We start from the raw sequence: 12,618 nt of genomic DNA on the forward strand, positions 1-12,618 counted from the left end.
CATGGTGACTGCTGGCTCTGCGCTCCAGGCGCGTGCGGATCAGACCGTGGACTTGTTCAGTAGCGAGACCGACGCGTTGCGGCGTGCCCGCTCGGTCCTCGCTCAGGCCGATGCCGACGCTGAGCTCTACCAGCAGTCGCTGGCCGAACTGACCAGCCACTTCGAGCGCCTGATTCGAGAAACCCGGCGCTTGATCACTCGCAGTGACCGTGCCGAACGCGAGATGAACGCGCTCAATCTGCAGTTGCAAACGCTGGCCGAACAGCTGGAGTTCCGCGCTACCCATGATGCCCTGACCGGGGTGCTGAACCGCGGTGCTGTGATCGAGCGGGCCAAGCGGATGCTGGAAAGCACCGGCGCGGTATTGATCGTGCTGGACATTGATCTGTTCAAGCAGATCAACGATGACTTTGGTCATCCGGCGGGCGATGCAGTGATTCGCGGGATCGTCGAATGCCTGGCGCCGATCGTGGCCAAGGTCGGGGTGATCGGCCGGGTGGGCGGTGAAGAGTTCACCGTCGTGCTGCCTGGCAGCGACTTGCAGCAGGGGCTGGACTATGCCGAAGCCATGCGCGCGGCGATCGCCGGGCATTGCTTTGCTGCCCCGGTCAACCGCCAGGTCACTGCCAGTTTCGGGGTCAGCGCCAGTGCGGCCGGCCTGCGCTTCGATGCCGCTTACAGCTCTGCGGACACGGCGTTGTACCAGGCCAAACGTACCGGGCGTAACCGGGTAGAGCGGGCCCAAGGCTGACTCTGGCGGGCTGAAAACTATCTGCCCATCGGCCAGAGTCAAATTGCTGGCGCTCTGACATAATGCGAGGGTGCTTGCAGCCCTTTGTCCAGAAGCCGCCGTTCATGTTGCTCAGCGATCCCTTCTCGTTACTGTTGATCATCACTCCGTTCGGGATCATGACGGCGCTATTGCTGTGCCTGTCGTATGTCGGTGCGGGGCGCAGCAACAAGGCCCTGCACTGGTGGCTGTTGGGTGAACTGTGCAATACCTCGTACCGGGTTGCCGAAATGCTCCAGCCCGGCCTGTTGCTGCCGTCGCTGCACTGGCTGGAGATTCTGTCGCCACGCGCTGCCTTGCTGGCCAGCACCGGTCTGCTGATTGCCAGTATTGGTTGTCATACCGTGGCGTTGCGTCATTTTGTCGGGCTGCCGGGACGCCTCGGCCAGCAGCTCGGCTGGGTGCTGGTGCCGCTGGCCGGCTATCTGGCCCTGGCGGTGGCGTTGATCGACACTTCCTGGATTCTTCCCTGGTTTGCCGGGGTGGCGGCGCTGGCGATTGCCGTGCAGATGCGGGTCTGTGCCGGGCTGTTGAGGACTTATCGCGGCGCTTGGGGGATTGCCGCGACCCAGGTGTTCGCCTTCGGCTTCCAGCTGTGGTCATGTGTCAGCCTATTGATCGAGCCGATCCCGCCGCTGCCTTATGACGAGCCGGACATGCCCTCGCGGATGGCGCTGCTGGTGGATTTTACGGTGTCATTCCTGTTTACCCTCGGCTTTGCCCTGATGCTTCAGGAGCACTTGCGCATGCAGGCCCTGCAACTGAGCATCACCGACGTGCTGACCGGGGCCTTGAACCGGCGCGGCGCCCAGCCGATTCTCAACCAGCAATGGGCGCAGGCCGCACTCGGCAGCTATCCGCTGACGGTGGCGATGATCGATCTGGACAACTTCAAGAGCATCAATGACAAGTACGGCCATGCGGTGGGCGACAGTGCCTTGCAGGCGTTCTCGGCGGCGGTGTTTTCGCTCAAGCGTCATAGCGATGTGTTCGTGCGCTGGGGCGGGGAAGAGTTTCTGTTGATGTTTCCGCACACCGATGTCGCCCAGGCGCAGGTGTTCATGGCGCGCCTGCGCGATGCGCTGGCCAGTCGCGAACTGGACCCGCAGTTGCCATTGCCGATTGCGTTCAGTGCCGGTCTGACCCAGTCTGGCAGCCGCCATCTGCAGCACAGCTTCGATGCGCTGCTGCGCACCGCAGACCAGGCGCTGTACCGGGCCAAGCAGCACCGTGACCGGGTCGAAGTCGGCGAGATCGCCGGTTAAGCAAGGCTTGAGCGTTTGAGCACCAGGGTCAGGATGTCGTAACTGGCCACCAACTCGTCGTGCTGGTTGGTCACCTCCACATCCCAGGCCACCACCCCTTGCGGTTCGTCCCTGGCGCTGAGCTTGCCCTGGTCGATCTTGCGCTTGCAGGTCAGCCGCGCACGGATCGTGTCACCAATGCCCACCGGGTTGATGAAGCGCAGCGTATCCAGGCCATAGTTGGCCAGTACCGGACCCGCCGCGGGGGAGACGAACAGCCCGGCGGCCGCAGAGAGTACGAAGTAGCCGTGGGCGATGCGCTTGCCGAACTGCGATTGGCGGGCGGCAATCTCGTCAAAATGCATGTAGAAGTGATCCCCCGACAGGCAGCCAAAGTTGACCAGGTCAGCTTCGGTCACGGTGCGCCGATGGGTCAGCAGCGATTCGCCGATCTGCAGGTCGTCAAAATAGCGGCGGAACGGGTGGACTTCGGTTTCGATCAGCCTGGCACCGCGCACGTACTCGCCGGTGACGGCCATGAGCATACTCGGCGAGCCTTGCACGGCGCTGCGTTGCAGGTAGTGTTTCACCGCCCGCAGACCGCCCAGTTCCTCACCGCCGCCGGCCCGCCCGGGGCCGCCGTGCTTGAGTTGGGGCAGGGGCGAGCCATGGCCGGTGGACTCGGCGGCTGATTCACGGTCGAGAATGTGCAGCCGACCATGCAGCGCGGCTGCGGCGGGCACCACTTTGGCGGCGACCTGCGGGTCTTTGGTGATCAGGCTGGCAACCAGGCTGCCTTTGCCACGGGCGGCCAGGGCAATGGCCTCGTCCAGATCCTCGTAGGCCATCAATGTGCTGACCGGGCCAAACGCTTCGATATCGTGGGCGCCGCCCTCGGCATGCGGGTTGCGGCTGCGCAGCAGGGTCGGGGCAAAAAACGCGCCCTCGGCCACCCCTTCGCCACGCGGCGCAAAACCGTCGGCGGCCCCCAGCAGCAGCTCACTGCTGGCCAGCAGCAGTTGCAAGCGCTCGGCAACGTCGGCCTGTTGCGCATGGGACGCCAGGGCGCCCATCTTCACGCCTTCCACTGACGGGTCGCCGACCACCACTTTACTGAGCCGCGCATGCAGCTGTTGCGCGACCGCATCGATGTGTCTGGCCGGCACAATGGCGCGGCGGATGGCGGTGCACTTCTGGCCGGCCTTGACGGTCATCTCGCGGGCCACTTCCTTGATGAACAGCTCGAACTCAGGATCGTCCGGGGTCACTTCCGGGGCGAGGATCGCGCAGTTCAGCGAGTCGGCCTCGGCGTTGAACGGCACGCACTGGCGGATCAGGTTAGGGTTGACGCGCAGTTTCGCGGCGGTGTCGGCCGAGCCGGTGAAGGTCAGCACATCCTGACCTTGCAGGCGGTCAAGCAAATCGCCAGTGCTGCCGATGATCAGTTGCAGGCTGCCAGCGGGCAGCAAGCCGGACTCGTGCATCAGGCGCACGGTCGCTTCGGCCAGGTAACTGGTCGCGGTGGCCGGTTTGACGATACACGGCATGCCGGCCAGAAAGCTCGGCGCAAACTTTTCCAGCATCCCCCAGATTGGAAAGTTGAACGCATTGATATGCACTGCCACGCCGCCGCGCGGCACCAGAATATGGCTGCCAACGAAGCTGCCCAGCTTGCCCAGCGGCATGGCCGGGCCTTCGTGCAGCAGGTTGCCCGAGGGCAGTTCGCGGCGGCCGATACTGGCATAGGCGAACAGCGTACCGGCACCGCCCTCGATGTCGATCCAGCTATCGGTCCGCGTGGCGCCGCTATGGTGCGACAGGCTGTACAGCAGTTCCTTGCGTTCGAGCAGGTAGTTGCCGAGCGCCTTCAGGCATGCGGCGCGCTGCTGGAAATCCAGAGCCAGCAGGCTGTCACGGCCTTGCCGGCGCGCGTGCTCCAGGGCCTCGTTGAAATCCAGCAGCTCGTCATGCGTGTGGGCAATGCCCTGGCCATTGAGAGCGCTGCGCAGCGAGGCGGCGCCATGCTCGCCAATCCAGCGACCAGCGATAAAACTTTGCAGGGTAGGGGCGTTGCTCATCAGAGTGTCTCCACATTTATGGTGGGCGGGGCCAGCACTACCAAAGCGCCAGGGTGTAGCCCAGGATCAGCCGGTTCTCGTCCAGGTCGGTGCTCAGCCCGTTGCCGGAGCGAAAGGTCAGGTTGCGCCAGCGCATGCTCAAGCCCTTGAACGGGCCGCTTTGCAGCACGTAGGCGATATCGGTATTGCGTTCCCATTCTTCGCCGTGATCGCCGCTGGCGGTGCGCGCATTGCGGCCATCGACATAGCGGGTCATGAAGCTCAGGCCCGGCACGCCGAGGGCAGCAAAGTCATAGTCGTAACGCAGTTGCCAGGCGTCCTCTTCGGCGCGGGTAAAGGTGTTATAGGTCACCAGGTTGACCGAGTACGGGTCACCGCCATTGAGAAACGCAAAGGCGCTGTCGCCCGACATGCGCTGAAAGCCCAGGCCGACTTTGTGCCCGCCGTAGCCCAGCGTGAACATGCCGTTGAGGTTGCGGTTATCGATGCGCCCGGCGCGTTGCTGGCCATCGTTGCCGCTGTCGAAATAGCGCAGGTCACTGCGCAGGCTCAAGTTCGTCCCCAGCGGCACGCTGTGCACCAGGCCGATAAAGTGCTGGCGGTAGATGTTGGTGAGCTTGCCGTAGTAGTAACTGGCGGTCAGTCGCGGGCTGAACGCGTAGCTGCCACCGGCAAAGTCAAACGCGTCGCTGCTGGCGGCGCCGTAGCCAATCGCATCGCGGCTGGACGAATCGCGCAGGTTGGCGCGGGTCAGGCGTCCGGCATTGATGGTCAGGCCGTCGATGTCTGTGGAGGTCAGCATGCCGCCCTGGAAGGTCGACGACAGCAGACGGGTGTCGTTATAGGTCACCACCGGCAGCATGGGTTGCAAGGTGCCGAGTTTCAGAACGGTTTTCGCCACCCGCAGTTTGGCCGCGATGCCCAGTTCGCTGTACTGGTCGACCGGCTCACCGCTGGCCGGGTCGAAGGCCAGCAGCCCGGTATTGCGCCGGCTGGCACTGGAGTCGAGCTTGATACCCAGTTCGCCGATGGCGTCCACGCCCAGACCCACGGTGCCCTCGGTAAAGCCCGACGTCAGGCGGGCGGTGAAGCCTTGCGCCCATTCTTCAGCCTTGGCCTGAGGCGCATCGCTCTGGCGAAAGTCGCGGTTCAGGTAGAAGTTGCGCATCTCCAGGCTGGCCTTGCTGTCTTCGACAAAACCGGCCTGGGCGCTGGCGGCCCCCATGGCCAGTAGCAATGGGGCAGAAACACGGACGTTATGCATTGTTATTGTTCCGTCGGTTATAGAAGCGGACTGAGCCGCGATCAATGCGAAAATCTTTTACCCAAAACCTAATGCCGGCTGGCCCCCGCAGCCCCCAGCCCGGTCATCGAGCGAATGAACTGCGCCAGGTAGCGGCCACGTTCCTGAGTGGCGCGTTCGGAGCGGTCGGTGACCGAGAACAGCCAGGCGCAGGCAAACGCGCAGCTCATGGAGAACAGCGCGGGGTTGGAGTAGGGGAACAATGCTGTGTCGTGGCCAAGCAGCTTGACCCACACCACCGGGCTCAAGACCAGCAGCACCACCGCTGATATCAGGCCCGCCAGGCTGCCGGCCACCGCACCACGGGTGGTCAGGCCTTTCCAGAACATCGAGAGCAACAGCACCGGGAAATTCACCGAGGCGGCAATCGCCAGCACCAGACCTGACAGGAAGGCGATGTTCTGCGACTCGAACAGCAAGCCGAGAATGACCGCCAGCACGCCGATCACCAGGGTGGTCAGGCGCGACATGCGCATCTCTTCGCGCTCGCTGGCCTGGCCTTTACGGATCACGCAGGCATACAGGTCGTGGGCCACTGCCGAGGCGCCAGACAAGGCCAGGCCCGCGACCACCGCCAGAATGGTGGCGAAGGCCACGGCCGAGATGAAACCGAGAAACAGGCTGCCGCCGACCGCCTGGGCCAGATGCACCGCGACCATATTGCCGCCACCGATGATGGCGCCAGTGCCGTCGCGAAAGGCCGCATCGGTGCCGACCATGACAATTGCGCCGAAGCCGATGGCGATCAGCAGCAGGTAGAAATAGCCGATGAAACCGGTGGCATACAGCACGCTCTTGCGCGCCTCGCGGGCATCCTTGACAGTGAAAAAACGCATCAGGATATGCGGCAGACCCGCCGTGCCGAACATCATCCCCACTGCCAGCGACAGGGTGTCGATGGGGCTGCTGAGCATGCCGCCCGGCGCCATGATCGCGGCCCCCTTGGCATGCACCGCTGCCGCACCGGCGAACATCGCCTCGGTGCTGAAGTTGAAGTGGCGCAAGACCATGAACGCCATGAAGCTGGCGCCCGAGAGCAGCATCACGGCCTTGATGATCTGGACCCAGGTGGTGGCCAGCATGCCGCCGAAAGTGACGTAGCACACCATCAGCACCCCGACCAGCAGCACCGCTTGCAGGTAACTGATGCCGAACAGCAGCTCGATCAGTTTGCCGGCACCGACCATCTGCGCCATCAGATACATCAGCGCCACGATCAAGGTGCCGAACGCGGCCGTGATACGGATGGGTGTCTGTTGCAAACGGTACGACACCACATCGGCAAAGGTATATTTGCCCAGGTTGCGCAACCGCTCGGCAATCAGGAACAGAATGATCGGCCAGGCGGCGACGACGCCCAGCGAGTACAGCAGACCGTCATAGCCGACCATGAAGATCATCGCCGAGATCCCCAGGAACGACGCCGCGCTGATCATGTCGCCAGCAATCGCCAGACCGTTCTGCAAACCCGTGATGCCGCCGCCTGCGGTGTAGAAGTCGCTGGCCGAGCGGGTCCGCAATGCCGCCCAGCGGGTCACCCCGAGGGTGAACAGCACGAACACCACAAACATGCCGATGGCATGCCAGTTCAATGGCCGTGCAGGCGCGTCGGCGGCCAGCGCGTTGGCACTGCACAACAGGCTGCCGAGGGCAGTGACAAGCAGCGAAGGCTTCATGGCTGCACCTGCTGCAACAGTTTTTCGGTCAGCGGATCGAGCACCCGGTTGCTCTGGCGCACATACAGGGCGGTCAACACAAACGACAGGAGGATCACCGCAACGGCCAGCACGATCCCCAGGCTGGTCACCCCACCGCTGAGCGAGCGGCCCAGTGTCTGTGGGTAGAAGGCCATCAATACGACGAAGCCATAGTAAATCCCCAGCATGATCAGGGTCAGCGACCAGGTCAGGCGTTGCTTGCGCTTGACCAGCTCGATGAAGTCGGGGTGGCGCTGTAACTGTTCGATGTCCTGTGGCGTCATGGGGCGGCTCTCTTTTTTTGTGATTGTTTTAGAAACGCGGTGTGGCGGAGGCAGGGATGCATCCGCTGCTAACGGGCTCGCAGGCGCAATACCGATCGATTAGGGTCTGTGTGGTCCGCTGGGCGATCGCCCGGCGGCGCCTATGGGTTCAGCGCTGGTCAAAATCCAGCACCACCTGGTCGCTCAACGGGAAGGCCTGGCACGACAGCACGTAGCCGGCGGCGACTTCGTAATCTTCCAGGGCGAAGTTGCTGTCCATTTCCACCTCGCCGCTGATCACCTTGCATTTGCAGGTCGAGCACACGCCGGCCTTGCACGAATACGGCAGCTCGGCGCCCTGGGCGTTACCGGCTTCGAGCACGCTGACGCTGTTGCGGGGCAGGGCGAAAGAGAGCTCGCGACCGTCGCTGATCACGGTGATCTGGCTCGTGGCGCTGCCTGCCTGGGCGGCGATCTGGCGGGCCTGGCGGGTGTGGCTGCTGCCCGCTGCGGCGAACAGCTCAAAGTGAATGCGCTCGCTTGGCAGACCGTTGGCCCGAAGCTGCTCGCGCACGGTCTCGGTCATCGCTTGCGGACCGCAGATAAACGCCGCATCCAGCGCCTTGACGTTGATCCAGCGGCTGAACAACTGGCTGCATTTGTCGGCATCGATGCGCCCGTTGTACAGCTCGACATCCTGTTGCTCGCGGCTGAACACGAAGATCAGGTTCAGGCGTTGCAGGTAGCGGTTTTTCAAGTCTTCGAGTTGCTCGCGAAACAGCGCCGCAGTGCTGGAGCGGTTGCCGTAGATCAGCGTGACCTGGCTGTGCGGCTCGCTCTGCAGGGTGGTTTTGATGATCGACAGGATCGGGGTGATGCCGCTGCCGGCGGCCACCGCCAGATAGCGGCCATGGCGCGCCGGGTCGAGTGGCACACTGAAATGCCCGGCCGGTGGCATGACCTCCAGTTGCTGGCCGACCTTGAGACGGTCGTTGGCCCAGGCCGAGAACATCCCGCCGGCGACCCGCTTGATCGCCACGCGCAGTTCGCCATCGTTGGCGCCGGTGCAGATCGAGTAGGAGCGGCGCACTTCTTTGCCGTCCAGATGGGTGCGCATCACCAGATGCTGACCGTGTTCGAAACGAAAGCGCTCGGCCAGTTCAGGCGGAATGTCGAAGGCAATCGATACCGCATCACGGGTTTCGGTGCGTACGTCGCTGACGGTCAGGCTGTGGAATTTGCTCATTATTGTTCTCCTGCAGCAGGCCGCTCAGATGCACTTGAAGTAATCGAAAGGTTCCAGGCAGTCGCGACAGCGATACAGCGCTTTGCAGGCTGTGGAACCAAACTCGCTGAGCCGCTCGGTGTGTGCGCTGCCGCACTGCGGACAGTTGATCTGTGCTGCCTCGCCCAGCAGGCTGCGTTTGCTGACGCTGCCCTCAGGCGGGGCGATGCCATAACCGCGCAGCCGCTCGCGGCCGCTGGCGCTGAGCCAGTCGGTGGTCCACGCCGGGGTCAGGCGCCGCTCCAGCTGCGGCGCAGCAAAGCCGGCCTGTTCCAGCGCCGCGGCGATGTCCTGCTCGATCACCTCGGTGGCCGGGCAACCCGAGTAGGTTGGGGTCACCACCACATGCAGGTGGCCGCCCTGCCAGCCCAGATCACGGACAATCCCCAGCTCGACCACGCTGACCACCGGCACTTCGGGGTCCATGACATTGCCAAGCACCGCCCAGGCATGGGCCAGATCGCCAGGCTGCAGCGGCCGCGCACCACGGTCGCCCGCGATCAGTTCGGGGCTTGGCTGTTCACCAGGTCGCATCGGGATGACTCCTGTGCAGCGACTGCATTTCTGCCAGCAGCAGGCCCAGATGTTCGCTGTGCAAGCCTTGCCGGCCACTGAGGTAGAACGGGCTGGCCGGCGCGGGCAGTGGCAGGGTGGCGCGGGCCAACTGGTCGGCCACCGTGCTTTGCCAGGCATCGGCCACTTGTTGCGGGTTGGCGGCGATACCCGCCTCGAACAGGCGCTGCTCCAGCTCATCAGCGGCGGTCAGCTCGACCGTGAAGCGCCATAGCTGATCAATGGCGTTGAGCATGCGCCGATGGCTTTCGTCGGTGCCATCGCCCAACCGCTCGACCCATTCGCCGGAGCGGCGCAGGTGATAGGTGACTTCCTTGAACGCTTTGGTGGCGATGCCGGCGATACGCTCATCACTGGAACTGCTCAGCCCGCGCAGCATCTGTAAATGCCAGGCGTCATACAGAAATTGCTTGGTCATGGTCACGGCATAATCGCCGTTGGGTTGTTCGACCAGCAGCAGGTTGCGCAAGGCGCGCTCATCGCGGCGAAACGCCAGATGATCTGCATCGCGGCCGTCGTCCAGCAGCTCGGCGGCGTACTCCAGCCAGTTGCGCGACTGGCCAATCAGATCCAGGCCCACATTCATCAACGCCAGCTCTTCTTCCAGGGCCGGTGCACTGCCGCACCACTCGCACAGGCGCTGGCCCTGGATCAGGGCGCTGTCACCCAGACGCAGCAGGTATTCAATAAGGTCGGCAGACGGGTTCATGCTCGGTTCCTCACATGTGGCCGACTTCAGGCGGCAGTTCATAGAAGCTGGCATGCCGGTAGACCTTGTCTTGCGCCGGGTCGAACAACGGGTCTTTCTCGTCTGGCGAGGACGCGGTAATCAGCGCCGAAGGCACCACCCACAGGCTCACCCCTTCGTTGCGCCGGGTGTATAGCTCGCGGGCATTCTCGATCGCCATCGCGGCGTCGGCGGCATGCACGCTGCCAACATGTTTGTGATTGAGTCCATGCTTGCTGCGCACGAACACTTCGAACAGGGTCCATTCGGACATGGCGGTGTCTCCCGATCAGGCGGCGGTGTGCCTGGCGTGTTGTTTTTGCGCGTAGGCCACGGCGGCTTCACGGACCCAGGCGCCGTTTTCAATGGCCTGGCGGCGTTTGGCGACCCGTTCCTGGTTGCACGGGCCGTTGCCCTTGAGCACTTCATAGAACTCCTGCCACTGGATTTCGCCGAAGTCATAGTGACCACGTTCGGCGTTCCACTTCAGGTCCGGGTCGGGGGCTGTGCAGCCGAGCAGTTGCAGTTGCGGCACGGTCTGGTCGACGAAGCGCTGGCGCAACTCGTCGTTGCTCTGGCGCTTGATTTTCCAGGCCATGGACTGGGCGCTGTTGGGCGAGTCGGCGTCGCTTGGGCCGAACATCATCAGCGCTGGCCACCACAGGCGGTTGATGGCGTCCTGGACCATGTCTTTCTGGGCCTGGGTGCCTTCTTTCATCATGGTCAGCAGCAGTTGATAGCCCTGGCGCTGGTGGAAGCTTTCTTCCTTGCAGATGCGCACCATGGCCCGTGAGTAGGGACCGTAGGAGGTGCGTTGCAGGACGACCTGATTGACGATGGCAGCGCCGTCGACCAGCCAGCCCACTGCGCCCATGTCGGCCCAGCTCAAGGTGGGGTAGTTGAAAATGCTGGAGTACTTGGCCTGGCCGTTGTGCAGTTTGGCGATTTCTTCGTCGCGGTCGGCGCCAAGGGTTTCCATGGCGCTGTAGAGGTACAGGCCGTGGCCGGCTTCGTCCTGGATCTTGGCCATCAGTTGCAGCTTGCGCTTGAGGGTCGGGGCGCGGGTTAGCCAGTTGCCTTCGGGCAGCATGCCGACGATTTCCGAATGCGCGTGTTGGGATATTTGCCGGATCAGGGTCTGCCGGTAGGCATCGGGCATCCAGTTCTTTGGCTCGATCTTGATCTCGGCGTCGATCTTTTCCTGAAACGCCCGTTCCTCGGGCGACATGTCTTGCAGTGCCTTGATGCGCTTGACGCCGGTCTCGACCAGTTGTGCGTACATGCTGCGTCTCCCGCGTGTGGTGGGTGGGTGGTTTGGGCCCTTGAGACAGTTTTAAGTGATACACAAAAAAATATCAAACAGAAATTTATGTTTTGTATTTTGGTTTCGTATCGCTTTTTAGGGTGGGTATCAGGTTGCGTATGTTGTTTACGGGCTTTTATGCAGGTTTTTTGGGGGTATTTTCGAGTGCTTGGTTGGTGATAAGTGATACAGGAAAAGATTTAATTGTAGTTTTTAAGGTTTTTTATGGCTGGGCAGCATTGGCTGCGGCGGTGGTGGTTTTTAGTCACCTTTGCGCGTTTACAGCGGGTCACAGCCCGAAACAAACACAAGTGCGGCGCAGCCCCTTGCGTAAAGCGAAAGGTCTTCCCGGCTAAAGCCGGTCACCATATGCGCGAGAAGCCTCGGGGTTTAGCCCGAGGTCGAGAGCGCGGACGCCGCAGGCGTCCTGGTTGGGAGTCTGCTGTTCTTCGATGTATTGGCGCAGGATTTCAATCGGCGCACCGCCGCAGCTAGAGGCGAAGCAGGATGGCGACCAGAGGACACCCCTTCGCTTGAGCCAGGGGTGGAAATCCCCGAACTGCTTACGCAGCAGTCTGGATGATACCCTCTGAGTGAAGCCACCCGATTCGACAACGCCACCCATAGCTTGAAAGACCAAACCATAATTCATGCCATGAACCACACCAGGACCCTCAAGCTCCGAATCAAAGACAAGCACGCGAAAACGCTGCTTGCGATGGCGCGCGAGGTCAATATGGTGTGGAACTACTGCAATGAAACGAGTCATCGCGCCATCCGGGAACGCCACCAGTGGCTCTCCGGTTTTGACCTGCAAAAGCTGACCAATGGATTAAGCAAATGCGACGGCGTGCAGATCGGCTCGCCCACCGTGCAGCAGGTTTGCGAGGACTACGCCAAGGCCCGCAAGCAGTTCAAGCGTTCCAGGCTCAATTGGCGGGTGTCCAGCAGGAGCAGCCCCAAATACAGCCTGGGCTGGATTCCATTCAAGGCGCGTGCCTTGCAATACAAGAACGGTCAGATTCAGTTCGCCGGGTTCAGGTTTGGCCTGTGGGACAGCTACGGTTTAAGTCAGTACGCCCTTCGGGCCGGAAGCTTCAGTGAAGATTCCAGAGGGCGCTGGTATCTCAATATCTGCGTGCAGGTTCAGAGCAAGCCGTGCATCGGCACTGCCGCAGTTGGCATCGACCTGGGCCTTAAAGCGGCGGCGACAACGTCTGAGGGCCAGGTGCTGATAGGGCGCCAATATCGCACCCTGGAGCAGAAGCTGGGCATCGCTCAGCGTGCTGGCAAGAGGGCACGTGTTCGCGCCCTCCATGCCAGGATCAGGAACCGGCGCAAGGATGCGCAACACA

At 62.5% G+C, this 12,618-nt stretch carries 12 protein-coding genes and 2 pseudogenes; 4 read left to right on the plus strand and 10 right to left on the minus strand.

What is annotated here, in order from left to right; translation table 11 throughout:
* The first annotated feature begins 1 nt into the window (after position 1).
* Together NRB16_RS15840 and NRB16_RS15845 are read left to right on the plus strand one after the other, a co-directional pair.
* Positions 2 to 751 carry a GGDEF domain-containing protein gene (locus NRB16_RS15840; protein WP_045489616.1) on the plus strand — a complete coding sequence of 250 codons (750 nt, stop codon included), beginning with the start codon at positions 2 to 4 and terminating at the stop codon, positions 749 to 751.
* Positions 752 to 855: 104 nt separating this feature from the next.
* Positions 856 to 2,055 (plus strand): diguanylate cyclase, encoded by a 1,200-nt coding sequence (locus NRB16_RS15845; RefSeq protein ID WP_253117337.1) that lies wholly within the window; start codon positions 856 to 858, stop codon positions 2,053 to 2,055.
* On the opposite strand, the gene paaZ is transcribed toward NRB16_RS15845, so the two are convergent.
* The 9 genes from paaZ to paaA all read right to left on the minus strand — a co-directional run bounded on the left by paaZ (position 2,052) and on the right by paaA (position 11,242).
* Complete coding sequence (gene paaZ / locus NRB16_RS15850; RefSeq protein WP_257106472.1) at positions 2,052 to 4,112, minus strand: phenylacetic acid degradation bifunctional protein PaaZ; 2,061 nt, start codon at positions 4,110 to 4,112, stop codon at positions 2,052 to 2,054. The two genes, NRB16_RS15845 and paaZ, sit on opposite strands and share 4 nt — an antisense overlap.
* 37 nt (positions 4,113 to 4,149) lie before the next feature.
* Positions 4,150 to 5,376, minus strand: coding sequence for an OprD family porin (locus tag NRB16_RS15855; RefSeq protein WP_257106473.1), 1,227 nt, complete (start codon positions 5,374 to 5,376; stop codon positions 4,150 to 4,152).
* A gap of 68 nt (positions 5,377 to 5,444) precedes the next feature.
* The gene (locus NRB16_RS15860) at positions 5,445 to 7,091 is read right to left on the minus strand and encodes a cation acetate symporter (RefSeq protein WP_257106474.1); all 1,647 of its coding nucleotides are present in this window, start codon (positions 7,089 to 7,091) and stop codon (positions 5,445 to 5,447) included.
* Positions 7,088 to 7,396, minus strand: a complete 309-nt coding sequence (locus NRB16_RS15865) for a DUF485 domain-containing protein (protein ID WP_045489627.1) — start codon at positions 7,394 to 7,396, stop codon at positions 7,088 to 7,090. Before NRB16_RS15865 ends, NRB16_RS15860 begins: the two co-directional genes overlap by 4 nt.
* A 148-nt stretch (positions 7,397 to 7,544) precedes the next feature.
* Positions 7,545 to 8,621 carry a 1,2-phenylacetyl-CoA epoxidase subunit PaaE gene (paaE, locus tag NRB16_RS15870; protein ID WP_253140151.1) on the minus strand — a complete coding sequence of 359 codons (1,077 nt, stop codon included), beginning with the start codon at positions 8,619 to 8,621 and terminating at the stop codon, positions 7,545 to 7,547.
* A 24-nt stretch (positions 8,622 to 8,645) separates the two neighbouring features.
* On the minus strand, positions 8,646 to 9,194 hold the full coding sequence (gene paaD, locus NRB16_RS15875; RefSeq protein ID WP_045489633.1) for a 1,2-phenylacetyl-CoA epoxidase subunit PaaD: 549 nt from the start codon (positions 9,192 to 9,194) through the stop codon (positions 8,646 to 8,648).
* The gene (paaC, locus tag NRB16_RS15880; protein ID WP_257106475.1) at positions 9,181 to 9,942 is read right to left on the minus strand and encodes a 1,2-phenylacetyl-CoA epoxidase subunit PaaC; all 762 of its coding nucleotides are present in this window, start codon (positions 9,940 to 9,942) and stop codon (positions 9,181 to 9,183) included. The genes paaD and paaC overlap by 14 nt, the downstream gene beginning before the upstream one ends.
* 10 nt (positions 9,943 to 9,952) lie before the next feature.
* Complete coding sequence (gene paaB, locus NRB16_RS15885; RefSeq protein WP_024764426.1) at positions 9,953 to 10,234, minus strand: 1,2-phenylacetyl-CoA epoxidase subunit PaaB; 282 nt, start codon at positions 10,232 to 10,234, stop codon at positions 9,953 to 9,955.
* A 15-nt stretch (positions 10,235 to 10,249) separates the two neighbouring features.
* Complete coding sequence (gene paaA, locus NRB16_RS15890) at positions 10,250 to 11,242, minus strand: 1,2-phenylacetyl-CoA epoxidase subunit PaaA (RefSeq protein ID WP_045489661.1); 993 nt, start codon at positions 11,240 to 11,242, stop codon at positions 10,250 to 10,252.
* 134 nt (positions 11,243 to 11,376) lie between these two features.
* On the opposite strand from paaA, the gene NRB16_RS15895 reads away from it, so the two are divergent.
* Positions 11,377 to 11,619, plus strand: a complete 243-nt coding sequence (locus NRB16_RS15895) for a hypothetical protein (protein WP_257106476.1) — start codon at positions 11,377 to 11,379, stop codon at positions 11,617 to 11,619.
* A gap of 74 nt (positions 11,620 to 11,693) precedes the next feature.
* Here the strand turns inward: NRB16_RS15895 and NRB16_RS15900 are convergent.
* Positions 11,694 to 11,884, minus strand: a pseudogene (locus NRB16_RS15900) (transposase); the annotation flags it as partial.
* A 34-nt stretch (positions 11,885 to 11,918) separates the two neighbouring features.
* Here NRB16_RS15900 and NRB16_RS15905 point away from each other — a divergent pair.
* A pseudogene (locus NRB16_RS15905) lies at positions 11,919 to 12,618 on the plus strand (RNA-guided endonuclease TnpB family protein); the annotation flags it as partial.

The organism is Pseudomonas sp. LJDD11 (assembly GCF_024584215.1).
Classification (GTDB): Bacteria; Pseudomonadota; Gammaproteobacteria; order Pseudomonadales; family Pseudomonadaceae; genus Aquipseudomonas.

Bases quoted from the DNA above. Each gene is read 5' to 3' on its own strand.
- NRB16_RS15840 (WP_045489616.1), top strand. From the start codon at position 2: ATGGTGACTGCTGGCTCTGCGCTCCAGGCGCGTGCGGATCAGACCGTG.
- NRB16_RS15845 (WP_253117337.1), top strand. From the start codon at position 856: ATGTTGCTCAGCGATCCCTTCTCGTTACTGTTGATCATCACTCCGTTC.
- paaZ (WP_257106472.1), bottom strand. From the start codon at position 4,112: ATGAGCAACGCCCCTACCCTGCAAAGTTTTATCGCTGGTCGCTGGATT.
- NRB16_RS15855 (WP_257106473.1), bottom strand. From the start codon at position 5,376: ATGCATAACGTCCGTGTTTCTGCCCCATTGCTACTGGCCATGGGGGCC.
- NRB16_RS15860 (WP_257106474.1), bottom strand. From the start codon at position 7,091: ATGAAGCCTTCGCTGCTTGTCACTGCCCTCGGCAGCCTGTTGTGCAGT.
- NRB16_RS15865 (WP_045489627.1), bottom strand. From the start codon at position 7,396: ATGACGCCACAGGACATCGAACAGTTACAGCGCCACCCCGACTTCATC.
- paaE (WP_253140151.1), bottom strand. From the start codon at position 8,621: ATGAGCAAATTCCACAGCCTGACCGTCAGCGACGTACGCACCGAAACC.
- paaD (WP_045489633.1), bottom strand. From the start codon at position 9,194: ATGCGACCTGGTGAACAGCCAAGCCCCGAACTGATCGCGGGCGACCGT.
- paaC (WP_257106475.1), bottom strand. From the start codon at position 9,942: ATGAACCCGTCTGCCGACCTTATTGAATACCTGCTGCGTCTGGGTGAC.
- paaB (WP_024764426.1), bottom strand. From the start codon at position 10,234: ATGTCCGAATGGACCCTGTTCGAAGTGTTCGTGCGCAGCAAGCATGGA.
- paaA (WP_045489661.1), bottom strand. From the start codon at position 11,242: ATGTACGCACAACTGGTCGAGACCGGCGTCAAGCGCATCAAGGCACTG.